At 44.0% G+C, this 24701-nt stretch carries 23 protein-coding genes; 12 read left to right on the plus strand and 11 right to left on the minus strand.

The annotated features are described in order from the left end of the window. Window positions 1-10: 10 nt before the first annotated feature. Window positions 11-1240 (minus strand): ATP-binding protein, encoded by a 1230-nt coding sequence (locus MRK00_15295; protein MDR4518733.1) that lies wholly within the window; start codon window positions 1238-1240, stop codon window positions 11-13. 307 nt (window positions 1241-1547) lie between these two features. On the opposite strand from MRK00_15295, the gene fliF reads away from it, so the two are divergent. The 6 genes from fliF to MRK00_15325 all read left to right on the plus strand — a co-directional run bounded on the left by fliF (window position 1548) and on the right by MRK00_15325 (window position 8227). After that, a complete protein-coding gene (fliF, locus tag MRK00_15300; GenBank protein ID MDR4518734.1) occupies window positions 1548-3266 on the plus strand; it encodes a flagellar M-ring protein FliF in 1719 nt (572 codons plus the stop codon). Then, complete coding sequence (fliG, locus tag MRK00_15305; GenBank protein MDR4518735.1) at window positions 3259-4254, plus strand: flagellar motor switch protein FliG; 996 nt, start codon at window positions 3259-3261, stop codon at window positions 4252-4254. Before fliF ends, fliG begins: the two co-directional genes overlap by 8 nt. 56 nt (window positions 4255-4310) lie before the next feature. Then, window positions 4311-5051: a flagellar assembly protein FliH gene (locus MRK00_15310; protein MDR4518736.1), complete on the plus strand. Its 741-nt coding sequence runs from the start codon at window positions 4311-4313 to the stop codon at window positions 5049-5051. Then, window positions 5032-6468, plus strand: coding sequence for a flagellar protein export ATPase FliI (gene fliI / locus MRK00_15315; GenBank protein MDR4518737.1), 1437 nt, complete (start codon window positions 5032-5034; stop codon window positions 6466-6468). The genes MRK00_15310 and fliI overlap by 20 nt, the downstream gene beginning before the upstream one ends. A gap of 17 nt (window positions 6469-6485) precedes the next feature. Beyond that, window positions 6486-6941: a flagellar export protein FliJ gene (fliJ, locus tag MRK00_15320; protein ID MDR4518738.1), complete on the plus strand. Its 456-nt coding sequence runs from the start codon at window positions 6486-6488 to the stop codon at window positions 6939-6941. 77 nt (window positions 6942-7018) lie between these two features. Beyond that, complete coding sequence (locus tag MRK00_15325; protein MDR4518739.1) at window positions 7019-8227, plus strand: flagellar hook-length control protein FliK; 1209 nt, start codon at window positions 7019-7021, stop codon at window positions 8225-8227. Window positions 8228-8277: 50 nt separating this feature from the next. Here MRK00_15325 and bamB read toward each other — a convergent pair whose 3' ends face one another. The 9 genes from bamB to MRK00_15370 form a co-directional block, all read right to left on the minus strand. Beyond that, entirely contained in the window at window positions 8278-9483 is a 1206-nt protein-coding gene (gene bamB / locus MRK00_15330; GenBank protein ID MDR4518740.1) for an outer membrane protein assembly factor BamB, read from the minus strand. A 25-nt stretch (window positions 9484-9508) separates the two neighbouring features. Next, window positions 9509-10147, minus strand: a complete 639-nt coding sequence (locus MRK00_15335) for a tetratricopeptide repeat protein (GenBank protein ID MDR4518741.1) — start codon at window positions 10145-10147, stop codon at window positions 9509-9511. Between the two features lie 149 nt (window positions 10148-10296). Then, entirely contained in the window at window positions 10297-11556 is a 1260-nt protein-coding gene (gene hisS, locus MRK00_15340; GenBank protein ID MDR4518742.1) for a histidine--tRNA ligase, read from the minus strand. Further along, window positions 11556-12794: a flavodoxin-dependent (E)-4-hydroxy-3-methylbut-2-enyl-diphosphate synthase gene (ispG, locus tag MRK00_15345; GenBank protein ID MDR4518743.1), complete on the minus strand. Its 1239-nt coding sequence runs from the start codon at window positions 12792-12794 to the stop codon at window positions 11556-11558. The genes hisS and ispG overlap by 1 nt, the downstream gene beginning before the upstream one ends. A gap of 63 nt (window positions 12795-12857) precedes the next feature. Beyond that, window positions 12858-13952 carry a DUF4115 domain-containing protein gene (locus MRK00_15350; protein ID MDR4518744.1) on the minus strand — a complete coding sequence of 365 codons (1095 nt, stop codon included), beginning with the start codon at window positions 13950-13952 and terminating at the stop codon, window positions 12858-12860. Between the two features lies 1 nt (window position 13953). After that, the gene (pilW, locus tag MRK00_15355) at window positions 13954-14676 is read right to left on the minus strand and encodes a type IV pilus biogenesis/stability protein PilW (protein ID MDR4518745.1); all 723 of its coding nucleotides are present in this window, start codon (window positions 14674-14676) and stop codon (window positions 13954-13956) included. Between the two features lie 89 nt (window positions 14677-14765). After that, complete coding sequence (gene rlmN, locus MRK00_15360) at window positions 14766-15902, minus strand: 23S rRNA (adenine(2503)-C(2))-methyltransferase RlmN (protein MDR4518746.1); 1137 nt, start codon at window positions 15900-15902, stop codon at window positions 14766-14768. Window positions 15903-15934: 32 nt separating this feature from the next. Next, complete coding sequence (gene ndk / locus MRK00_15365; protein ID MDR4518747.1) at window positions 15935-16360, minus strand: nucleoside-diphosphate kinase; 426 nt, start codon at window positions 16358-16360, stop codon at window positions 15935-15937. Window positions 16361-16508: 148 nt separating this feature from the next. After that, window positions 16509-16889: a hypothetical protein gene (locus tag MRK00_15370; protein ID MDR4518748.1), complete on the minus strand. Its 381-nt coding sequence runs from the start codon at window positions 16887-16889 to the stop codon at window positions 16509-16511. 614 nt (window positions 16890-17503) lie between these two features. Here MRK00_15370 and fabF point away from each other — a divergent pair. Both fabF and MRK00_15380 read left to right on the plus strand, forming a co-directional pair. Next, complete coding sequence (fabF, locus tag MRK00_15375; GenBank protein ID MDR4518749.1) at window positions 17504-18721, plus strand: beta-ketoacyl-ACP synthase II; 1218 nt, start codon at window positions 17504-17506, stop codon at window positions 18719-18721. 19 nt (window positions 18722-18740) lie between these two features. Then, entirely contained in the window at window positions 18741-19001 is a 261-nt protein-coding gene (locus MRK00_15380; protein MDR4518750.1) for an acyl carrier protein, read from the plus strand. Window positions 19002-19066: 65 nt separating this feature from the next. Here the strand turns inward: MRK00_15380 and MRK00_15385 are convergent, their stop codons facing one another. Then, complete coding sequence (locus MRK00_15385) at window positions 19067-19486, minus strand: secondary thiamine-phosphate synthase enzyme YjbQ (protein MDR4518751.1); 420 nt, start codon at window positions 19484-19486, stop codon at window positions 19067-19069. Window positions 19487-19689: 203 nt separating this feature from the next. On the opposite strand from MRK00_15385, the gene MRK00_15390 reads away from it, so the two are divergent. From MRK00_15390 to motA, 4 genes are all read left to right on the plus strand, one after another. Next, a complete protein-coding gene (locus tag MRK00_15390; GenBank protein ID MDR4518752.1) occupies window positions 19690-21546 on the plus strand; it encodes a response regulator in 1857 nt (618 codons plus the stop codon). A 188-nt stretch (window positions 21547-21734) separates the two neighbouring features. Beyond that, window positions 21735-22628 carry a TIGR01777 family oxidoreductase gene (locus MRK00_15395; GenBank protein MDR4518753.1) on the plus strand — a complete coding sequence of 298 codons (894 nt, stop codon included), beginning with the start codon at window positions 21735-21737 and terminating at the stop codon, window positions 22626-22628. A 150-nt stretch (window positions 22629-22778) separates the two neighbouring features. After that, window positions 22779-23291, plus strand: a complete 513-nt coding sequence (gene msrB / locus MRK00_15400; GenBank protein MDR4518754.1) for a peptide-methionine (R)-S-oxide reductase MsrB — start codon at window positions 22779-22781, stop codon at window positions 23289-23291. Window positions 23292-23830: 539 nt separating this feature from the next. Continuing rightward, the gene (gene motA, locus MRK00_15405) at window positions 23831-24691 is read left to right on the plus strand and encodes a flagellar motor stator protein MotA (protein ID MDR4518755.1); all 861 of its coding nucleotides are present in this window, start codon (window positions 23831-23833) and stop codon (window positions 24689-24691) included. Window positions 24692-24701: the final 10 nt, after the last annotated feature.

A 24701-nucleotide genomic window follows, 5' to 3' on the forward strand; every position in this document is an offset into this window, starting at 1 on the left:
GCGTTAGTCTTTACGTTTTCTGCGTTACCGTGCCTGATGCACGATCAGCGGCACTTATCTTTGTTGGCAAGCGAATGATAAATTCACTTCCCGCATCAGGTTCCGGGTTAATTTCAACACGCCCTCCCAACGATTTGATCACAGCGCGTACAATCGCCAAGCCCAGGCCTGTTCCTTCCGAGCGCGTTGTAAAAAATGGTTCAAACAAACGCTCCCGCAGTGCAACATCAATACCCGGGCCGTTATCATGCACTGAAAAGACCACATCATCTTTTACCAAATCACAACTCAACGTGATTTCATCACCTTGAACAGAAGCTTGAATGGCATTTTCAAGAAGATTAATCAAGGCACCACATAATGCTTTACGGTCCGTCACCAAACTGACGCCCTGACTGTTATCGCGGATAACAAAATACATACCGGAATGCTTGACTTGTGGCTCAATCACCTGCTGCAACTCAGCCAATAGCAAACTGACTGCTACCGATTCGAACTGAGCAGCCTCACCTTTTACGAAACGTAGCATATCGCCTGTCAGATGTTCCAGATGTTTCAATCGATCAATTGTTTTAGCGGCAAATTTTTTTCGTTCCTCTGGGGTTATTGCTTCATTACCCAAATGCGAGGCATACAATAAAGCGCTAGAAAGCGGCGTGCGTAACTGATGCGCCAGATTTGCAGCCATTTCCCCCATAGAAGTCAAACGTTGATTGCGTCGGATCTGCTCCTGCATTGCATGTGCTTCGGTAATATCGTGAACAAGCAAAATTTGCCTGTCAGTCGAATCAACAAAACTGCGCTCGATACTAATACGGCGCTGTTCACCAATGACAGTTCCTGCAGCATTTCCTTGAACAGTCCACTCATTGACTACTGCAGTCGGGATGAGGCGTTCATCAATAATTTTCTGCCAGGACAAACCGACTAACGGATGGCCCAACATTGTGCTGGCGGCCGGATTAACCTGTTCAATACAGGCGTTTGCGTCTAATGCGATCACACCACCCGGCAATGCGTTTAACAACACGGTTAATTTTTGAGACAGGACTTCTTTTGCGGCAAGCTGCCGATGCAACTCACCGTTAGCAAGCGCAAGCTCATGCGTTAGCTGCTCCACCTGGAACTGCAAATCCTGATATACGCCGGACAGCTGTTCAGACGCTTCATTAAAAGCAGCAAATGCAAGCTTTAACTGTTCCTGATCCACGACAATTGAAGGTGACTGAGTATCACTCATGTGATTTGCATAGTATTCAAGAATATAAAAACAATGACACGCAGAATAGCACTAATGACGGGGGCCATCAGACCAGAATAAGACAAGCAAATCTGCTTTATTTAAGCATTCAAAGAACAAAGAAATTCTTGATAATACATTTGTCTAGAATGCCATGCCCGGTCTATACACCATGCTTTGTAAATTTAATTGCCTTTTACGGCATAAAAATCACAAATAAAGTAGCTGAATTATTTAAAAAATGAAAATTGCTTAAACGATTTCTAACACAACAAAAAGATATCAGGATTTAAGCAGGAGAACATTTGTGGCCACAGTACCAAACCAAACAACCGATACAGCAAGCATTTCACAATCCAGCACACCATTTGGGTTAGGCAGATTCAACCAACTACCCAATCAAAAGAAACTCGGATTAATGCTCGCTGCTGCAGCGATAATTGCATTACTTGTCGGCGCCTGGACTTGGAGCCAGTCGCCTGACTATCGTGTACTTTATTCGAATATCTCGGATCAGGACGGTGCTGACATCATCAACTCATTGCAACAAGCAAATGTGCCATACAAGTTTTCACAAAGCGGCAGCGCAATCCTAGTTCCCAATGATCAGGTGCATGAAGCACGCTTACGTCTGGCAGGCCAAGGATTACCGAGAGGCGGGCTGGTCGGATTTGAATTAATGGAAAATCAGAAATTTGGCGCCAGTCAATTTCTTGAGCAAGTCAACTATCAGCGCGCACTGGAGGGCGAGTTATCACGTTCAGTACAATCACTTTCAGCCGTTCAAAGCGCACGTGTACATCTGGCAATTTCCAAACCATCAGTATTTGCCAGGGAAAGACAAAAACCCAGCGTTTCGGTATTGCTGAACTTGCATCCGGGCAGAATGCTCCGCGAAGAACAAGTCCATGCAATTGTACATCTTGTCTCCAGCAGCATACCAAACTTACCCATCCAAAATGTAACTGTTGTTGATCAAAATGGAAATCTGCTCAGCGGGCAAGAACAGACAAAAACCGAATCCAAATTTGATGCCAAGCAACTGGAATATTTACATCAACTTGAAAAAAGTTATACGGAGCGAATCGAAGCGATATTGTCTCCAATTACGGGTGCTGCCAATGTTCGCGCCCAAGTTACTGCAGACCTGGATTTCTCTAGAATCGAGCGCGCTGAAGAAATTTACAGACCCAATAATACCGAAACAGATGCCGCTTCCATTCGCAGCCAGCAAACAATGGAATCAGAATCAACCGGAAATAAAATTGATGGCGGAATTCCGGGAGCACTAACCAATCGCCCACCTGAACCCGCAATTGCCCCGATTGAACTAGAAGGGGAAGAAGGAGCACAACGGCCTGAACCGCTACCGACCGACAAACGCAAAGAATCAACAACCAACTATGAAGTTGATAAAACAGTCCAGCACACACATTTACCCACCGGCAACATCAGGCGGTTGTCAGCTGCTGTTGTTGTCAACCATCGTCGAACAATTGATGAAGAAGGCAACATCACATATACACCACTCTCTGAGGAAGAAATCCGGGAAATCAATAACCTTGTAAGAGACGCCATGGGCTTTAACGAAGAACGTGGCGATACTTTGACAGTCACCAACAGTTTATTTACCGACGATAACACATTGCAGGATTTGCCTTTATGGAAAGATCCGGACATGATTTTATTGGCACAAGAAATTGGCAAGCAATTACTTATTGCAGCCATTGTGTTGTTCTTTTTGTTAAAAATTTTACGCCCCTTTCTTAAATCCCTAACTCATGATCCGGAACTTGAGAAGAAAGAAGTCGCCGAATTGCCGGATGGCACAGCAGCGGTCGACGCATCGGGCCAGCCTGCGCAACTGGCTGAAGATGGCACGCCATTATTGAATCAAACGTCTTCCGATGAACACATCAAAAAAGAAGCATTTAATAAAAATCTCGAAAAAGCCAAGCAACTGGCTATTGATGAACCGGCAATTGTTGCTAATGTTGTAAAAGAATGGGTCAATGGCAATGGATGATGAAGGTTTAAAAAAGAGCGCTATTTTGCTCATGACACTGGGTGAAGATGAAGCAGCGTCAGTATTTAAGTTTCTGTCACCCAAGGAAGTCCAGAAACTGGGTAGTGCCATGTCAAGTCTGAACAATATTACCCAAAGTGAGATTGAAACTGTCATCAAAGATTTTAATGCACAGGCCAATGGCAAAACCGCATTGGGTCAAGGTGCGAGTGATTATATTCGCAAGGTATTGACAAATGCATTGGGCGATGAAAAAGCAGCAAATTTAATCGACCGGATTCTGCATGGAGGCGACACAAGTGGTATAGAAGGCTTAAAGTGGATGGACGCACCATCAATAGTTGAGCTGATCAAAAATGAACATCCGCAGATAATTGCCACGATTCTGGTGCATCTCGAACGCGATCATGCCAGTGAAATACTCAGTCTTTTTACCGAACGTTTGCGCAACGATACATTATTACGCATTGCGACTCTGGACAGTATTCAGCCGGACGCGCTGCGAGAACTTAATGATGTGCTGACCAAGTTGTTATCCGGCAGCAATAATATTCGCAAAGCACCCATGGGTGGAGTCCGCGCTGCAGCAGAAATTCTTAACTTTGTGCCAACAATGCAAGAAACCAGCGTTATCGATAATATCAAGCAATATGATGAAGAATTGGCCCAGCAGATTATGGATGAAATGTTCGTATTTGATAATTTGATTGATATTGACGACCAGGGCATTCAGCTCTTACTCAGGGAAGTTCAGTCCGAATCATTGGTAGTCGCACTGAAAGGCGCACAAGAGGAAATACGCAATAAAATCTTCAAGAACATGTCCAAACGTGCTGTTGAATCACTGAAAGAAGATATCGAAGGCAAAGGTCCTGTACGTGTATCTGAAGTAGAAGCTGAACAGAAAGAGATACTTAAAATTTTACGTCAACTGGCTGAGAGCGGGCAAATTGTTCTGGGAGGCAAAGGCGACGAGAGTTATGTTTAGTCCAATTGCTTTATTGAAAAAAACGTAATTCAAAAAATCTGACCAGAATCACACTAATGGACACAACCACTGTCATTCCAAAAGAAAAATTGAAATCATGTCAGCGTTGGCAGTTGGATTCATTTGATTTGTCTGAGAAGACTTTAACAAAAGATGCGCAGAAGCAAGAACAATCAATTGAAAATCAGGAAACAGAAGATTCGGATAACAATATTACTGCTTCTCCCACCAAAGAAAAGATTGAATCCCTATATCAAGAAGCCAAAGAAAACGGTTATAAACAGGGCTATGATGAAGGCTATAAAAATGGTTTTCAAGAAGGCCAAAATACCGGAAAAATGGAAGGTCGACAACAAGGCGAGTCTGAAATTAAAGCTGAGCTAGACCAGATCAACACCCTATTTACAAATCTGGATCAGCATATTCAAACCATTGATCAGCAAATTGCACAAGACCTTTTAATGCTTGCCATCGATTTAACAAAAAAAATGATTACGCAGGCACTCACAATCCATCCTGAATTAATTTTACCGATTGTGCAAGAAGCAATTCACCATCTTCCCTCCACCGGACAGCATTTATGTCTTTTTCTTCACCCTGAAGATGCAAAAATTGTTCGCCAGTACATAAATGAGCAGCAATTGCAGGAAAGTTGGGAAATACGTGAAGATACGCAACTGGAACAAGGCGGGTGCCATATTGAAGCTGGCGGCAGTAAGGTAGATGCGAGTGTGGAAACACGCTGGCGCCGTATATTGAGCGCCATCGGTCAGAAAAATGACTGGATCGAGAAATAGTACTCAGATGTTCGATCATCATGAAAACTGGCGCAATTTTCTGGAAAATTGCAACCAGCTTATCGCTGCTTCCAATCCAATATTACCAAGCGGAACAATTACACGCGTTACGGGCTTGGTTATGGAGGCAGCTGGACTTAAACTGGCCGTTGGCAGCAGTTGTACAATTTTTCTATCAAACGGCAACAATGTTTCTGCAGAAGTGGTGGGATTTTCTGATGAACGTTTATTTTTAATGCCAACCAGCGAAATTTATGGACTCACGCCTGGTGCAAGGGTAATACCAACTGAGTATGCTGCTGAATCTCCTAAAATTGGAACAACACAGTATCCACGCAGACGTGCCTCGGATCAAACCAAACATGTTAATGTTGGAAATGGCTTGCTTGGACGCGTACTCAACGGAATTGGTGAACCACTCGACCAGTTAGGCACAATCAAGATTGAAAAAAGCATCCCGCTTTACAGCAGGCCATACAACCCGCTTGAGCGCACACCGGTTTCTAAACCGCTTGATGTCGGTGTACGGGCAATCAACACACTGCTGACCGTTGGCCGCGGACAGCGTATGGGATTGTTTGCCGGCAGTGGCGTTGGCAAAAGCGTACTATTAGGCATGATGGCACGTTATACCGAAGCGGATGTCATTGTTGTCGGATTAATTGGCGAACGTGGGCGCGAAGTAAAAGAATTTATTGAAAACATATTGGGAAACGAAGGCCTTTCCCGCTCAGTCGTTGTTGCAGCACCAGCTGATACATCGCCGTTATTGAGACTCCAGGGCGCAGCGTACGCAACCGCAATCGCTGAATATTTCCGTGATGAAGGCAAACATGTATTATTGATCATGGACTCAATCACGCGGTATGCCATGGCACAAAGAGAAATTTCACTGGCCATTGGTGAACCGCCCGCAACAAAAGGATATCCTCCCTCTGTATTTGCAAAACTCCCTCAACTGGTTGAACGTGCAGGAAATGGAAATCATAACAGCGGTTCCATAACCGCCTTTTACACCGTTTTAACCGAAGGTGACGACCATAACGATCCGATTGCAGATAGCGCGCGAGCAATTTTAGACGGACATATCGTCCTTTCACGCAGGTTAGCCGAGGCAGGCCACTACCCGGCCATCGATATTGAAGCTTCAATCAGTCGAGTCATGACAAATATTGTGCCGCCTGAGCAAATAGAAATAGCCAGAAAATTTAAAAGTATTTATTCTCACTATCAGCGTAACCATGATCTTATCAGTGTAGGCGCCTATATGCCGGGCTCAGATCCTGCACTGGATCAAGCCATTAAAATTTACCCGGCACTTAAAAATTTTTTGCAGCAGGGTATTACCCAGCACGAAAATTATCACGACAGTATTAAAGCGCTATTTTCATTATTCGACATAGAAAACAATCAATAATATAAATAAATTACAAGATGTCTGATAAATCAACATTACAAAAACTATTGGATCTGACCCAAAAACAAAGTGACGATTCTGCAAGAAAACTCGGGAAGTTGAATTTTCAGCATCAAGAAGCAGAAAAAAAACTCAACTTGCTATTGCAATACCGGGAAAGCTATCAGGCTCGCTTGCAAAATGCAGCACAGAACGGTATCGATCATATTCAATGGCAAAATTTCATTACATTCATCAAAAAACTGGACGCCGCCATATCTGAACAAAAACTGGCAGTCAAGCACGCGGAAAATAACCGGGATTCAGGTAAAAATGAGTATCAGTCTTACCAGCGTAAATTCAATTCCTACGACACATTATCCCAACGCTATCAAACTATAGAAAAACTTAAACACAAAAAATCAGAGCAAAAGGAGCTCGATGAATTTACATCTAATCGATATAGCCGGCACACCTCGAATACAGCAAAATAGAACGCATAAAACAAAATATGGCATATATATTGCTTCATTTTAAAACAAGTGTATGACAATTATTATGAGATAAAAAAATGCTAAATCTAGTTACTACTGCACAAACACAAATTCAGACAAAGCAACCTTTAACAAATGGAAATAATAGTGACATTGCCCGCTCGAACAAATTGGAAGAGAATCAATTTAACAACATATTAGAGCGCGAAGTCGCAGAAAAAAAATCTTCTCAGACATCCGAAGATACTGCAAACACAGCAAATGATTCGGTCTCGGAATCCAAAGAATCCACATCAGCGAAAATAGACACTGGAAATAAAACCGATAATAAAGACGCACATGATACCGCTAATACAACCAACTCAGCCAATGACATAACCCAAAGCACGCCTCAAACAATCAGTCAACCCATAGCAATTCAAACCGCACAAATTATAACTGCAGAAAATAAATCCGATATCGCAGAAATACAAATGTTTCCATTAACAGCCATGGCAACACTTTCATCAAACCAGTTAAGTAGTCATGAAAAGACACCAAGCCATGGATTGGCAGCACATCCAACCGCATCATTATTGTCATCTCAACCAACAACACAGCAGAGCAATATGACGAATTTTTTGGAAAGTAACAGACTATGGCAACCCTTACAGACGGCAAATTCTGCCGATAGCGGCAAAATTCTGCCATTTTCGACCGAGATTAATAAAGAACTATTGACGAGATTAAGCGAGCCAAGTGCATTGTTCCATGATGATGTTGACACAATACATCAATCCGGTTTAAATAGTCTTACACAAACACTTACCCAATCCACCACACAAACTACCGCACCACACAGTCTCAATCTTGACACACAGATTGGACAGCCGAAATGGAACGGTGAATTTGCACAAAAAATTATCTGGCTTGCCACACAGCAGCATCAAGTCGCCGAACTTCGCTTAAATCCAGCCCATCTTGGTCCGATTGAAATCATGTTGAGCCTTACCCATGAAAATGGAACGCAGGCGTCAGCTCAGTTTGTATCTCCTCATTTAGCGGTACGTGAAGCCATAGAGTCAGCCCTGCCCAGATTGCGCGAATTAATGGCAGAAAGCGGCATTCAGCTTGGAGATGTTATGGTCGGCACCGAGTCATTCCAACAACAGGAACAAGGCGAACAGCATGCACGTCCATTTGTCAGAGGAACACACGGCTTCAATATAACCAATGATTCAGATTCAAATTTAGAAATGAATATTACTACTAGCAAACATAACGGAATTGTTAACACATTTGCATAGACAGTTTAGAACCTGACAGCTAGAGAGTGTTAAGGGTGTTAAGAGGGTGTTCAAAATTTTGAATCAAATGCAAAAATACCACCGTTCATGGTTTGTACAACAAACCCGCCAGGAATGCGCTGCGGTTGCGACAAAATTGCACTGCCATCCGTTTTTGCACGCGCCAACACAACGCCATCGTAATTTCTCAAGATATTAACAAAGCCTTTATCATCGCCGATTACAATAAAATGACCATCCACCAAAGGCGCGGTTAATCGCTTGCTGCCCAACCTGCCCTGCTTCCACATGCCCGCACCGCTTCTTTTATCATAAGCAGTCAGCACACCATTTTCTTCTGTAACATAGACATAATCATTATCCATTGCCAGACCGGCATTGCTTGAGGATTCCCGCGCCCAGATCTGTGCTCCATCTATAATTTGAAAGCAGCCTACTCGTCCTTGATAGGCTACAGCGCAAACAAACCGATCATCGATAGCCGGGGAACTGGTAATATCAGTCATTCTTTCCAACTCGGTCACACCGCGCGGCTGAGATACGACAGCCTCCCAGCCCACATTGCCGTTCAACAAACTCATGGCTACCATTTTACCACCGGCAAATCCGGCAAAAACTGCACCCTGCGTAATCACAACACCGGCTGTACTGCGCACCGTTAGAGCCGGCGTTGCACCCTGGTAAACCCATTTTCGTGAACCGTCTAACGCATCAAGCCCGTATATCCTGCCATCGACTGTTCGGACAACAACCCTATCGCTTCCAACCTGAGGAGGAGCCAGTATCTCACTGCTGACTTGGGCTTTCCATACAGAGTGGCCGGATTCGTTAAATGCAAGCACTTCACCCTTAGATGTGCCTATCAACACCATACCTTCAGCTGCACCCACACCAGCCGAAAATGGATATTTCGTTTCGACTGCCCATACCTGTTCACCCGATTGCAGATTTAAACTGACCAGCAATCCTGCTTCATCGGCAGCAAATATGACATTATTTTCATAAGCAACCCGAAACCGGGCTATTTCACTTTTCCCTACACCGCTCTTCCATAAAAGTGGAATTTCATCAAGTGCGTTAAGCGCTTCTAATTCCTCTTCGTCAATGACGATTTTTTCTTCCCGTTCAATTAGTTCAGCAATTTGATAGCCCAATGCATCAAACATACGAGGATTGAACGGAGTCGGCAGATTACTACAACCACCGACCAGGAATATCACCCAAAAAAACCATAGACAATCTTTTCGTTTTAACACTTCAATTCTCAACACATCATACGTGTTAGTTGGGCTCACCCAATGCATCCAGTTTCATCTGGACAATATTGAAATAACTGTTATTTTTATTGAGTTTATCGATGGCGGTTTGATAGGACAAGCGCGCTTCCTCTGTTTTTCCTGATGCCAGCAATACATCGCCTTTCAGGTCAGCATATAAACCGGAAAAAGAATCAATATGCTGAGTATTCAAATGCCGCAACGCTTCACTGTAATTCTCTTCATCCAGCAAGATACCAGCCAGTCTGAGCCGGGCTAAATCCTTTATTTCGGGTTCATTGGCATGATCCAGTATCCACTGCAACTGTGCTTTGGCCTGTAACAAATTGCCTGCTTCCACGCTTGCCTTGGCTGCGATCAATGCAGCACGGGGCGCATAACCACTGGACGGATAACCCTCGGTGAGTAAATGCGCCGCATCATTGATTCTTTCGATATTTTGAGTTGTCTGCACCTGTTTGAGCAATGCATACAAATCGGCTGCCTGCTGCGCCTGCTGTTGTTGATAGTACTTCCATACTTGCGTACCGCCAGTAGTCGCTACTAACGTTGCCAAGAGTATCGTTATTAGTGTCCCATACCTGTTCCACCAAGCCTTAACACCTTCAATTTTTTCTTCTTCTTCACGATTAAATGTTGCCATTATCTTTTCCCGATCATCATTCACATAAAAAACGAATACAGCTTGCAGATTTTTATTCAGTTTATTGAAAACACAATGAAAAAAAAATTCTTCAGTGTTCTTTTCTTCAACTACAACGCTTAACTCAATGCAGGATTAAACTTTCAAGTCTACGTACCCACCAATTCACTGACTTTATTCAAACTGACTCTCGTCTGGTCGACAGCTTCTCGCAATGATTTCAGTGTAACTTCCTGTGACTGCGCTTCATCGTCTCCAATGATTAACGCAAAACGCGCGCCGCTGGAATCAGCTTTTTTCATCTGCGACTTAAAACTACCGCCACCACAATGCAAAACAACATGACGGTTTTCACTGCGCAATAACTCAGCCGCTTTCCAGGCATAATCCATGGCCAGTTCACCCTGATGCACGATGTAAATATCCGGTACGGTACGCGCGACTTCTTTGCCACATTCTTGCATCAACGCCAACAATCGCTCTACACCCATAGCAAATCCACACGCCGGAGCAGATTTCCCGCCGACCTGCTCGATGAGTCCATCGTAACGCCCCCCGGCACAAACTGCACCCTGCGCACCAAGTTTGTCAGTAATCCACTCAAAAACTGTGCGATTGTAATAATCCAGCCCTCTGACCAACCGCAGATTGATTTCAAAAGTAATACCCTGCTCACGCAAAATATGCTGCAATGTCTCAAAATGAACCCGAGATGGCTCATCCAGATCATCAATAAGCTTGGGCGCATGTTCGATGATCGATTGCATTTCCGGATTCTTGCTATCGAGAATACGCAGCGGATTCGCATGCAACCGTCTGTTGGCATCTTCATCCATTCGCTTGACATGCTGCTCAAAATATTTGATCAATCTCGCACGGTGTACTGTTCTGGATTCAGCATTGCCTAATGTTCCAATTTCCAGGCGGAGACCGGTTATGCCCAGCATTTTCCACAAACGCGCGCACATAATGATCAATTCAGCGTCAATATCGGGTCCTGAAAATCCAAGTGCTTCCACACCAACCTGATGAAATTGTCGGTATCTTCCTTTTTGTGGCCGCTCATGCCGGAACATCGGACCTGAATAACAAAGTCTTTGCGGACCACTGTATAACAAATTATGTTCGATTACCGCACGCACACAGGATGCTGTACCTTCAGGACGCAAAGCCAAGCTATCATTATTGAGATGGTCAACAAAACTGTACATCTCTTTTTCAACAATATCGGTAACTTCGCCGATGGAACGAACGAACAAATCAGTCTGTTCGACAATCGGTGTACGAATATTACGATAGCCATACATCTCCAGCCAGTCTTGCACTGTCTGTTCAAAAAAACGCCATTTATGAGCTTCGTCGGGAAGAATATCATTCATCCCGCGAATCGCTTTTACAACCTTGGCCATTATCCTGTTTTTCTCGGATACTTCTCTCGAACATAGTTTTCGACAATTTGCCGAAATTCGGAGGCGATATTATCACCCTTTAATGTGACTGTTTTCTCACCATCTACATACACGGGTGCTACCGGGCTTTCACCTGACCCCGGCAAACTGATACCAATATTGGCATGTTTGCTTTCTCCAGGGCCATTCACAACGCAACCCATTACCGCCAAGGTCATATTCTCCACACCTTCATACTGGTCACGCCAGACGATCATTTCATCACGCACATAACCCTGTATATTTTCCGCGAGCTCCTGAAAATACGTGCTGGTAGTACGTCCGCAACCGGGACACGCAGCAACCAGCGGCACAAATGCGCGCAAACCCATGGTTTGCAAAATTTCCTGCGCAACAATGACTTCACGAGAACGCGACCCGCCCGGCTCGGGCGTCAGTGAAATCCGTATTGTATCGCCAATACCTTCTTGCAACAGAATGGCCAAAGCAGCTGTCGACGCCACTATCCCCTTTGAACCCATTCCTGCTTCGGTCAATCCCAGATGTAACGCATAGTCGCAACGCGATGCCAGTTCACGGTAAACCATGATCAAGTCCTGAACACCACTCACCTTGCATGAAAGCACAATTCTGTTACGCGGCAACCCCAGTTCTTCGGCTTTGGCTGCGCTTTCCAGTGCTGAAGTAATCAGCGCTTCACGCATGACAAAAGTCGCATCTTGCGGATCACCCGACCTGGCATTTTCATCCATTATGCGCGCCAGCATTTCCTGGTCAAGACTACCCCAGTTGACACCTATACGTATAGGCTTGTCAAAGCGACAGGCCGTTTCAATCAGGGTCGCAAACTGTTCGTCACGTTTTTTTCCTTTGCCGACATTTCCCGGATTGATTCGAAACTTGGCCAGAGACTGCGCACATTCAGGATGAGCGGTAAGCAACTTATGACCATTGAAATGAAAATCACCGATCAAGGGCACATGACATCCCATCTCATCCAGACGTCGACGAATTTCGGGTACAGCTTTTGCGGCATCAAGCGAATTTACCGTAATACGCACCAACTCAGAGCCGGCGCGCGCCAATTGGAAAACCTGTTCGACAGTGGCCACCGCATTTGCTGTATCGGTGTTGGTCATCGATTGCACGACAACTGGAGCGCCCCCGCCGATTTTGACTGTTCCAACATCAACACCGACACTTGAACGGCGTTGAGCGGTTAAATTATTCTGGGACATCATACTTAAATTTTTATTTTAGAATTCGTGAAAAGACATCGAAAACAATTACAAATCGACAAACTATTCGAGCATTAACTGTGCGCTGCCATTTTGCGCGTTGGTATAAGGTTTTATATCAATTAATCTGTCATTATAAGTGACCTCAACCGCCGATGCGTCGCTGATAACGATCGACAATGGTTTTTTACCACTAACCCGCTGCTGGGTTCCCCGGGCATTGTTTTGTTCAAAAATAACGTCATCGTTTCCATCAGTGACTCTAACATGCGCTTGCGCGGCAAAGTTCAAAGTGATCGTTCCAAAGATGTTCATTGAGGAAGCAGAACCCATCGTAGACAATGAATTTTGACCAAACGAAGCCGTTTTATTTGTTTCATCCGATAATTTGAGCGATGATAAAGGCAGCCGCAACTCTATAGAAGCCTGACCGTTTTCAAGTTGCACAGAAGAATCGGAACTTTGTTCAGTTTGTTGCCAAAATGAAATCTTCGGATAAAGAAAATATCCGGCCACTATCAAAAGCAGCAGAATAACGAGAGTAAACAAGGTGCTATTCATTCCCTTACCGTCTCTGGAAGAAGCAGTCATTTCCTGAACTTTAAAGGGTGTATGTTCAATATGGGATACGGTTGTTGTCGGTCCAGGCAACAGTTTTACAATCGCAGCTGAATCCAGTTGCAGCAGATTGGCATAATTTCGCACAAATCCTCGTACAAAAGTCCGTCCCGGCAATTCATCAAAGTCTTCTCTTTCAATCGCCTCAACTTGTTGCACTGAAATTCTCAGTTGCCGCGAAACGTCTTCAACGCTCATTCTTTTATCCATTCGCGCATTACGTAACATATGGCCAACGCCATGGACTACGCTCGCTGAGTCCACCATATCACGATCAAATGAAGCAGAATGATCCTCGGTTCTCAAAAAATGACTAATTTCCGGTCCAGGCTCTACAGTTGTTTTCTGGACGGTCGCATTATCATTCTCCCCGGAATCCTGATCCCCGACCGTTCCCTGATCCAACGCGGCAATTTCAGACACAGCTCCAGCCCAAGCCTCTTCTTTTCCAGAATATTGCGTTGTTACATCATCCAGATGTTCATGTTCATGTTCATGTTCATTTTTTTTGTCTTTGCCGTCATCGATATAATCATTCATTTCAGAATCCACCTTCTCTTACAGCTTTGATTTCCCTGGAATTTGGATAATACTTTTGTAATTGGAAACGATAACTATCCGCTGCGCGCGCATTCCCCGAAGCCTGCTCTATTTGGATACCCAACCACAAACTTCTCGCAGTCGGTTGATATCTTTTCATAAATTCGCGCAATTCTGACCGTGCAGCAGCAATATTTCCTTCCTTAAAATCCATCTCAATCAATCCAACCAATGCAGGTCTATAGGCGGGTTGAAGCGAAAGCGATTCACGAAAGTACAAGGATGCTTTATTAAAATTATTACGTTTGAGTTCACAAAGACCCGCATTCGCATAGGCAACATGGTGCGTTCCATAGAGTGGATCTTTCAATGCGGTCATAAAGTGATTGATCGCACTGTCCATTTGTTCCGGGAAGCGTTCGCATAAAAACCAACCATAATTGTTGTGAATTTCAGAATTTTTCGGCTCTCTGCTCAGCGCCCGCTCAAAATTTGTCAACGCCTTTCCATCTTCATTCAACGCCATGTAAATCAAACCAAGCATGCTAAAAGCAGGCGCATGATTGGGATCTGATTTAAATGCTCGATCAACTTCTTCAAGCGCCACTTTATATTGTCCACGGTGGTAGTATTCTCCGGCCAGTTCGGTATGAATACGGGCGCTCTGCTCTGCGCGTGCAGCGGCTTGTTCGGGCGTCAAACGGCCTTCAATGGGTTCATGCACGCATCCACCTAAAACAACACTCAGTAAAAATATAAATCCTGTTAACCTTAGACGCTCAATTGAAACACAATTTATTGGCACACATCGCATCATATTGCCTCCATGTTCACCTTGGCAACCCGGCGTGTTTTATCGTGCACTTGACCCGCCAACTGGCCGCAGGCAGCAGCGATATCATCTCCACGTGTCTTACGCACCGTAGTAACCAACCCGGCTTGCATCAGAATATCACGAAAAACACGAATCGATTCACGTGAAGCGCGTTTAAAACCTGAATTCGGAAAAGCATTAAACGGAATCAGATTAAATTTACAGGGTATATCCTTGACAAGTTTTACCAATTGATTCGCGTGAGATGCGCTGTCATTAACACCATCCAGCATCACATACTCAAATGTAATAAAATCACGTGGCGCAGCTTCTAAATAACGCTGACACGCTGCAAGCAGTTCTTTTATCGGATACTTTTTGTTTATGGGCACCAGGTAATCACGCAAAGCATCGCTAGGCGCATGTAATGACACAGCCAGTGCTACCGGACAGCGGTCACGCAACCGGTCCATCGCAGGAACTAATCCTGAAGTACTGACCGTCACACGTCTGCGGGATAACCCATAGGCATGATCGTCCAGCATTAAATCCAATGCGGCGACAACATTTTCAAAATTGGCAAGCGGCTCACCCATACCCATCATGACAACATTGCTAACCACGCGTGCCGGCTGCGCAATTTGCTCTGATATTGAATTGTGTTGTGCTTGAGACGATGATTGATTATCCGAATTTTCTTTGAGCGATTTATTGGCCAACCAAAGTTGGCCGATAATTTCAGCAACAGTCAGATTACGATTAAATCCCTGTTTTCCTGTAGAACAAAAGGCACAGGACAAAGCACAGCCCACCTGACTGGAAACACATAACGTTCCGCGATTTGTCTCGGGAATAAAAACACTTTCGATGCCATTACCTGCACCAACAGACAACAGCCATTTTCGCGTACCATCAGCAGCGGTATGGTCCCGTATCACTTGTGGCGCAGCTATAACAGCGAGCTTTGAAAGCTTATCCCTCAATCCTTTCGTCAGATCGTTCATTTGCATGAAATCGGATTCACCACACTGATGAATCCATTTCAATATTTGTCTGGCACGAAAAGGCTTCTCACCTATTCCCGTCAAGAAATCAGTAAGCCCATCTCTATCATAATCGAGTAAATTAACGATCACAGATTATTCTATGCGCATTGGAATGATCGGAATTATCTAGAATACAACTCCAAAGTTGGAAAAAAACAGGCGATCTCAACGGCAGCCGTTTCAGGTGCATCCGAGCCATGAACAGCATTGGCATCAATACTGTCAGCAAAATCCGCGCGGATTGTTCCTTTTTCCGCCTTTTGCGGATCGGTTGCACCCATCAGTTCACGATTCTTACTGATTGCATTATCTCCTTCAAGCACCTGTACCATCACAGGCCCGGAAATCATGAACTCAACCAGATCACTAAAAAAAGGACGCTCACGGTGCACGGCATAAAATTGTTCAGCTTCAGCTCTGGAAAGCTGAGTCATACGTGCGGCAATTATTTTTAATCCATTTGATTCAAAACGTGAATAAATCTGCCCGATCACATTTTTTGCGACTGCATCAGGTTTGATAATGGAAAAAGTTCTTTCAATTGCCATCAAATAACTCCAATAATATTAGTTAATTAAAGGCGTATTCTACCAAAAAAAAGATATGAAATCTGGAAAATCCGCACAACTTAATGTTATGGAGTCCTCCTAAACCTGAACATATTAATCCAGACACCTGAGGTGAATTGGTATTCTTTCAATTTGATAGCGTCTGGTACCCTGCCTCCAGCCAGCCCTTATACCCTTCACGATAGTAAAACACATTGTGCCAACCCCACTGAACCGACTTTTCAGTGGCCATCGCACTACCCATACACGCAATTCCATTACAATAAAAAACTATCGCTTCGTCTCTGGTTGCAATTTTGCTTAGATTCTCGGCAGTAAAATCAGTACTTTTTACCGACAAATGATAAGCTCCAGGCAAATTCCCTTTATCAAAATCAGATTTGCTCCGTACATCGACAAAAGGATATCCTCTATCCAGAAACAGCTTGGCCGTTTGCGTTGAAATCGTGCGTGCGCCCGCAATTTCTTCCGGCGCCAAATTTTCAGCAAAAGCAGTTTGAACTGCCACCAGAACAAACAAGGAAAATAGTAACAGTAGTAGTAAGCAATTTTTTTTCATCATATTTTTTATGGCTTTACGGATTATTTGGCAGACATGTTGTTTATGAAAATTGATTGTTTGCGCATGATAGAAATTCTACTCTGCTCAAATACTTACTGCACTTCAAATTTCGGCATTCAAGCGCAAGCGGTCACCTAATAATATCAGTCAACAAAAAACATTGCGCTTCCTAATAGCAGTCGGAGCACCAAAAAAGCCCGCATGACGCAGTTTCATTAGGATTTTAGGTTTGGCAGCATGATTTTGTGGATACAGATAAATCACTCGCCGTTCATAATACAAACATGTAAATTCATAGAACAAAGGCAGATTCCACGGTAATATAGATGCGTTTTCGTAGAAAATTTCATCAGGATTTTCCCCGATTAGTTAAGGAGAAATCGACTTCATTGAATTGGGTTCTAAAAAAACCCGACATTCAAATACAGTTTTTCCAATACTTATCAAGGTGTTTGACAACAAATCTGTCTTTGAAGTATATTTGCACGTCTTTTAGAAAATGCATTTTATTTACCCTGGATTGTCAAACCCTACCTTAGATTCATCCGTTCAAATCTAATATGCGCATCGTTGTTACCGGACTGGGAATTGTTTCACCGATTGGCACCGGCATAGATCAATTCTGGAATGCCGCCAAAAATGGCAAAAGCGGAATTCGCAGTATTCAGTGCTTTGATTCATCGAATAACCGCTCCCGCATTGCGGGTGAAATTGCTGATTTCGATCCGAAATCTTTTTTAAAGAACAAGCAAATAGAACAAACCGACCGGTTTACACAGCTTGCATTGCACGCGGCCAATCAGGCAATGGAAGATGCTGGCAGTCTTGATTGCTATGAACCACGTCGGTTGGCAGTCAGCCTGGGTTCAGGCATGGGTGGATTTGCAACCTTTGAAGCATCCGCTGAACGCAGACTTCAGAACAAGGCTATTCCACCTTTTACAGTACCGAGAACCATGGCAAATTCCGCAGCAGCGTGGATAGCTACGCAATTTGGATTAAAAGGCGTTAATCTGACTTGCAGCACCGCATGCTCATCAGGCGGCAATGCCATTGGCATGGGGTTAGACCTGTTACGCACAGGAAAAGCAGACGTTGTCGTCACCGGCGGCGCCGAAGCCTGTGTTCTACCATTGACTATTGCCGGTTTTGAAGCATTGCATGCGCTATCAACCGGATTTAATAACGATCCCGAACATGCCTCGCGGCCATTTGCTGTCGGCCGCGATGGTTTTGTTATGGGTGAAGGCGCAGGCATTCTCGTTTTGGAGAAAGAGGATGCAGCAAAACAGCGGGGCGCAACAATTTATGCGCAGCTTGCGGGTTTCGGCTGCGCATGCGATGCTGCGCATATTGTGGCACCAGACACGGATGGACAAGTCGCGGCAATGGAAGCCGCCATTCAGGATGCGGGTATCAAACCTGAAGCAGTTGACTATATCAACGCACATGCGACATCCACACCGTTAGGCGATATTGTCGAAACCAATGCAATCAAGCAGGTTTTTGGAGCGCACGCACAGAATATTGCGATCAGCGCCACAAAATCCATGATCGGCCATACGATCGGTGCATCTGCAGCAATTGGCAGTATTGCCGCAATTATGTCGCTGCAAACCGGCATTATTCACCCCACCATTAATCTTGACGAAGCTGATCCGGAATGCGACCTCAACTATACGCCCAACCAGGCACTTAAAAAATCAGCAAATGTCGCTTTATGCAATGCTTTTGGTTTTGGCGGCAACAATGTAAGCCTCATTTTCACAACTGTCTAAAATAAGGGTTGAACCAAAAATGAATACTGAAAATATCGAAGAAAAAGTGATTGAGTTTATCGCCTCAAAAGTTGAAGATGTCGATGCTTCGACAATCACCGCCACTTCAGAATTTGAGGAACTGGGTCTCGATTCCATGGACCGGGTTCAGCTTCTGTTTGATGCCGAAGAAACGTTTGGCGTAACCTTTGAGGATGATGAAGTCAAAGATTTTCACTGTGTCAAGGATATTATCGATTACATCAGCAATCATCAATCTTCGGCATCATCTGAGTCGTAAAGAAAAAAACTGTTCATTAATCGCAAAACAAACTTACTGCCTGGATCTTTCTCAGGCAGCAACCGTTATTCTCCAAAAACCGTAATTAACAGGCTTCTGCCGCCGCCATAATTTCGATGCTCGCACAGATATATCCCCTGCCAAACACCAAGATTCAGGCGGCCATCGGTAACAGGAATTGTCAGGCCACAACCGAGCAAGCTGGATTTCAAATGTGCAGGCAAGTCATCGCTGCCTTCATTCACATGTTGATAGTACGGTTCGTCTTCCGGCACCGCATGGTTAAAATAGGATTCAAAATCCTGGCGAACGGTTGGATCTGCATTTTCATTCAGGGTCAAGGAAGCCGATGTGTGTTGTATAAAGAGATGCATCAGACCCACACTAACGCAACTGAGTTCAGGCAATTGCTGCACAATTTCTTGCGTGATTAAATGGAACCCGCGGGGCCTTGCCTTTAAATAGATTTGTTTTTGTAGCCACATTGTAAATTATCTTATAGCCCGACCGTTCGAGCAATGATGTTTTCTTTAACACGCACAGCATAATTTTGTGCAATCGTTAAATCAAAATAGCCTGTATTTCATTCTCTTTTTATTCATAGACTCAAATTGTCTTCTGCCTTACCATACTTGACATTTTAGCGCATTAAGGATTTCTAAAATCTTGCAGAACAGGCAACAGGTCTATGTGGTCAGAACCGGAAATAGCGAATCTTGAATCGGTACGCGTCGGCACCAATCAGGATATGGCAAGACGCATGCGCCTGGGCGGTCTTTTTTATATTCCGTTTTGCATCGCAATTATTGCGACCTCCCCCGTGCTGCTTGCACAGCGTTATATTGGAATCATTGTAGTACTATTTGCTGTTCTAGCGATACTCCGTTTATTCATCGGCAACCGCATTCTCGATCAGGAAAATTCCAATATTCTGATTCATGAGCATACCGTATCGTTACTCTACATTTCCACCGCGCTTACCTGGGCTGTTTTTCTGATTTGGATTTTTCAGACAGTTAGCAGTATTGATAATGGAACGGCACTTGCCATTTTGTCGACTGTCGGGTTTCTGTCCGGCGGCATTGCAGCTATCTCTCCACGTTTTCGTTTGATGCTTGCTTTTGCCATATTGATCTATGTGCCAAGCCTCATCAGTCTTGTTTTGTTTACACCGGGAAATATCAGTTGGGTGATATTGATTACCGGAATCGGATTTTTCCTGTTTTCCATTCACAACGGAAAATTACAGCATGACAACTACTGGATTATGCGTCAGCAAGCAGTACTTCTGGAAAAACAGGCAGCCGATCTGGAACAATCACGCGTACAAGCGGAAGCTGCAAACAAAGCAAAATCGGCCTTTCTGGCAGCAATGAGTCACGAAATCCGCACACCCATGAACGGTGTGCTCGGCTTAACCGAAGTTCTGGCAACAACACGGCTTGATCATCAGCAGGCAAATTATTTAAGCATGATTCAAAATTCAGGGCGAACGCTCCTGCGCATTATTGATGACATCCTTGACTTCGCCAAAATAGAAGCAAAAAAAATTTCCATAATTAACCAATCATTTGATTTGCAAGCATGTATTAAAGAAATTGAGTTACTCTTTCGCATCAAAGCAAAAGAAAAATCGCTCGAATTTACCGTTAATCTAGAAGATGTTCCTACCTATAAACTGATTGGCGACACGCACAGGATCAAGCAGATTCTTTTTAATTTGCTTGGCAATGCCTTCAAGTTTACGCACAAAGGCCGCGTTCATCTCAATGTACAATGCGCTAAACATCCTGATGAAGAAAAAGTAATGTTGCAGCTTGTCATAACAGATACTGGCATTGGCATTTCTGCAGAAAACCAAACGCATCTATTTCAGGAATTTTCACAAGTCGGCGAATCAACGCAACATTTCGAAGGTTCCGGGCTTGGTCTCGCCATCACCTATAATTTATTGACACTCATGGGCGGCAATATTTCCGTATCCAGCGAACTAGACAAAGGTTCTCAATTTTCAGTATCCATCCCACTCAAATATGAAAACCCCGAGATAGAAAATAATCACAAAAACAACCCGATTATCCTAAAACAACAAACGCCGGACACGCCTTATCTCTGTATTCTGGTTGTCGAAGATAATGAAGTCAATCAGATTGTAAGTAAAGCAATGCTGGAGAATTTCAACTGTGAAGTTGTGTTGGCCCACAATGGCATCGAAGCAATCAACGCATTTTCAACTCGGCATTTTGATTTGATTTTAATGGATTGCAATATGCCTGTCATGGATGGGTTTGAAGCGACAAGACATATCCGGATTCTAGAACAGAAAAATAAGACCAAACCGATACCAATCATTGCGTTGACAGCACATGCATTCGAACATATCAAACAGGAATGCTTCGATGCAGGTATGGATGAACATCTCAGCAAGCCTTTTGACCTTACACAATTAAGAGCACTGTTACAACAGTTCTCTCTTAGCGCCTCAACACAATCAGGACAATCAGGTCTAGCAGCACTTGAAAAGCGTAACACGTCGAGGCATTAAACCTGTCTCTTGATTTCAGATGTTAGTCAAACTGTGCAGTTATTTGTACAGCAAACAATTTAACTCCTATTATGATCAAGTTGCTTGCAATCCATAACCAATACGCGCTATAACATGTTTGTTTAAATTAAAAAAAAAGACACTGCTAACTAGGCATGGTTTTCGACAAATAAACAAACGAGGGTTTTATGAAAATTCTGGTAACTGGCGGAACTGGTTTTATTGGCCAATCTCTATGTCCGGCATTGCTTTCAAAAGGACATTCGATCACTGTTTTAAGTCGCTATCCCAACAAGGTTTCTTCCATTCTCGGCGATCAAATACAACAACTCAATTCGATAACGCTTTTATCTGACGATGATCACTTTGATGCCATCTTCAACTTCGCCGGCGCGCCTATTTTTGACAGACGCTGGACTGATGAACGCAAACAAGTACTGACACAAAGCCGCATTAATATTACGCAACAACTTGTTGAATTTATCGCGCGTGCAAAAACAAAACCATCCGTTTTACTTAGCGGATCGGCAATTGGCTTCTATGGCGACCAGGGCGATAACCCGCTGGACGAATCAGCATCAGGGCATGACGATTTTGGCCACCGATTATGTGCGGACTGGGAACACACGGCTGAAAAAGCAAAGGAATACGGCGTGCGCGTTTGTTTGCTTCGCACCGGACTGGTTATCGGAAAAAACGGCGGTTTTTTGCAACCGATGATTTTACCATTCAAACTGGGACTTGGCGGCAAACTCGGTTCCGGCACACAATGGATGCCGTGGATTCACATGTATGATTATGTCGGAATTTGTCTAACATTGCTGGATAACAATCAACTTGACGGCATTTTTAATCTGACAGCACCCAATCCGGTTACTAATGATGAGTTCACCCGTAGATTGGCAAAACAACTGAACAGACCTGCCTTCCTTACCATGCCAAGTTGGGCGTTAAAGCTGTTACTCGGTGAAATGTCACAATTATTACTGGGCAGCCAACGTGTCATTCCACGGCATATTCTCGACTCTGGATTCCAGTTCAAATATCCCAATCTGGAAACAGCGTTGAAAAATGTACTTTAAAGCCAAACTGAGCAGATCATTGTCCACATATGCGCTTTCCTATTTTTGCGAGGAAAATAGCCATGTGATGTTGCTCGCCCATCCAAGCGCATTTATGATATTTACTTTATACAGGTTTTAGTATCAGGAAGCCGCCAGGAGTAATATTTTATGAAACGTCGCGCTGTACTAAAAAGCTTTGCCGCTCTGTCAGTAATGCCTCTCGTCCCGGCGTGCTCACAAGTGGTTGGTGAATCCATCACTCCGGTTACACCGTTAAACAAACCGCACAAGGAATGGCGCGGTCTGGTTTCGCACAGGGCATACGAAATACTGTTTGAAGAAGCGACCGAACGTCCGGAATCGAGCAACCTTGTTTATGAGGAGCGCGATGGCACTTATCTCTGTGCGGCATGCTATCTGCCGCTATTCGAAAGCGCGCATAAATATGAAAGCTGGACTGGTTGGCCGAGCTTTACCCAGCCGATTGCTGGACATGTGGCGACCAAAATAGACTTCAAGATGATCTGGCCGCGGACGGAATATCACTGCGTACGCTGCGGCGGCCACCAGGGCCATGTCTTTAAAGATGGGCCGCAACCCCGTGGCGAGCGTTGGTGCAACAACGGCTATGCCTTAAAGTTTGTGCCTATAGCGGAAGCATTGCCAACACTAAGAGGATAAAACGTTAGCGCAACGTTTAAAACAACCGGACAAGACCCGGACACAATTTATGATTCACACGATTTATCCAAGAGTAGGTGCTGATTATGGCAGGCACGCCTATTTCAACCAATGACCGGGCTTTAATTAACAACGCCAGACTCTCTAACCATCCGTCAGGTTAGGTACTGCGTATCCGCAGTTTTAAGTCATCCAGTCCACTTGTTCTTTAAAAAACGTCAAGACACGTTGCCACTCGCTTCAGTACAGCTAAATTTGCAGTAGAAATTAACTGAGTAGAATCTACACTACCCACCTGTTCAAACTATTTTCAAAGGTGAATACTTCTAACAGGTTTATGAATCAGTCACTATTGAATATTTTTATCTAAATGCAACACAATGATTTTTATTTATTTTTTCCAAATACTCCAAAAATCTCCGGAAATACGGGTTAAATTCGCGTTTTCTTACATCTTTATTTTTGAATGTATATGTTAATTTTTGCTGAAAATTTTTTAACCGAATAACAGTTTAATTTACTCCCAGGGACTTTCTACAATGTTAGTTATTGTTGGTTATCTCATTATCATTATATCTATATTTGGTGGCTTTGCACTCGCAGGAGGGCACTTGGCCTCTTTATGGCAACCGGTTGAAGTATTGATGATTGGTGGCGGTGCGATTGGCGCTTTTGTAGTTGGCAATTCCGGTAAGGCCCTTAAAGCCACCATGAAAGGTCTGCCCGGTGTTTTTAAAGGTTCAAAATACACCAAAGCAGTCTATATGGAACTCATGACATTGTTGTATGAAATTCTTGGAAAAATACGCAAAGAAGGATTAATGTCAATAGAATCGGATGTTGACGACCCGCAAAACAGTCCGATTTTCACCAAATATCCCACCATACTCGCCGACCATCATGTCACGGAGTTTATTACAGACTACCTCCGATTAATGGTTGGTGGAAATTTGAATGCTTTAGAAATCGAAAACCTGATGGACAGCGAATTGGAAACCCATCACCAAGAAGGCGAAGTTCCCATTCATTGCGTTGCAAAACTTGGGGACGGACTTCCGGCTTTTGGCATCGTCGCCGCAGTTATGGGTGTGGTACATACCATGGAATCGGTTCATTTGCCACCCGCGGAACTGGGGATTCTGATTGCTGCAGCTTTAGTGGGGACTTTCTTAGGCATTCTTCTGGCTTACGGCTTTGTTTCTCCGCTTGCGGGAAAACTTGAACATCAACTACATGAATCAAGTAAATTGTTTGAATGCATCAAAATCACTTTACTAGCCAACCTGAACGGCTATTCACCTGTTTTAGCGGTTGAATTTGGCAGAAAAGTATTATTTACCACCGAACGCCCCTCTTTCCTTGAATTAGAAGAACATGTCAAGAACAGCAAAGCGGATTAACTATTTCTTC

It is taken from the genome of Nitrosomonas sp., from assembly GCA_031316255.1.
In the GTDB taxonomy this organism is placed as follows: domain Bacteria; phylum Pseudomonadota; class Gammaproteobacteria; order Burkholderiales; family Nitrosomonadaceae; genus Nitrosomonas.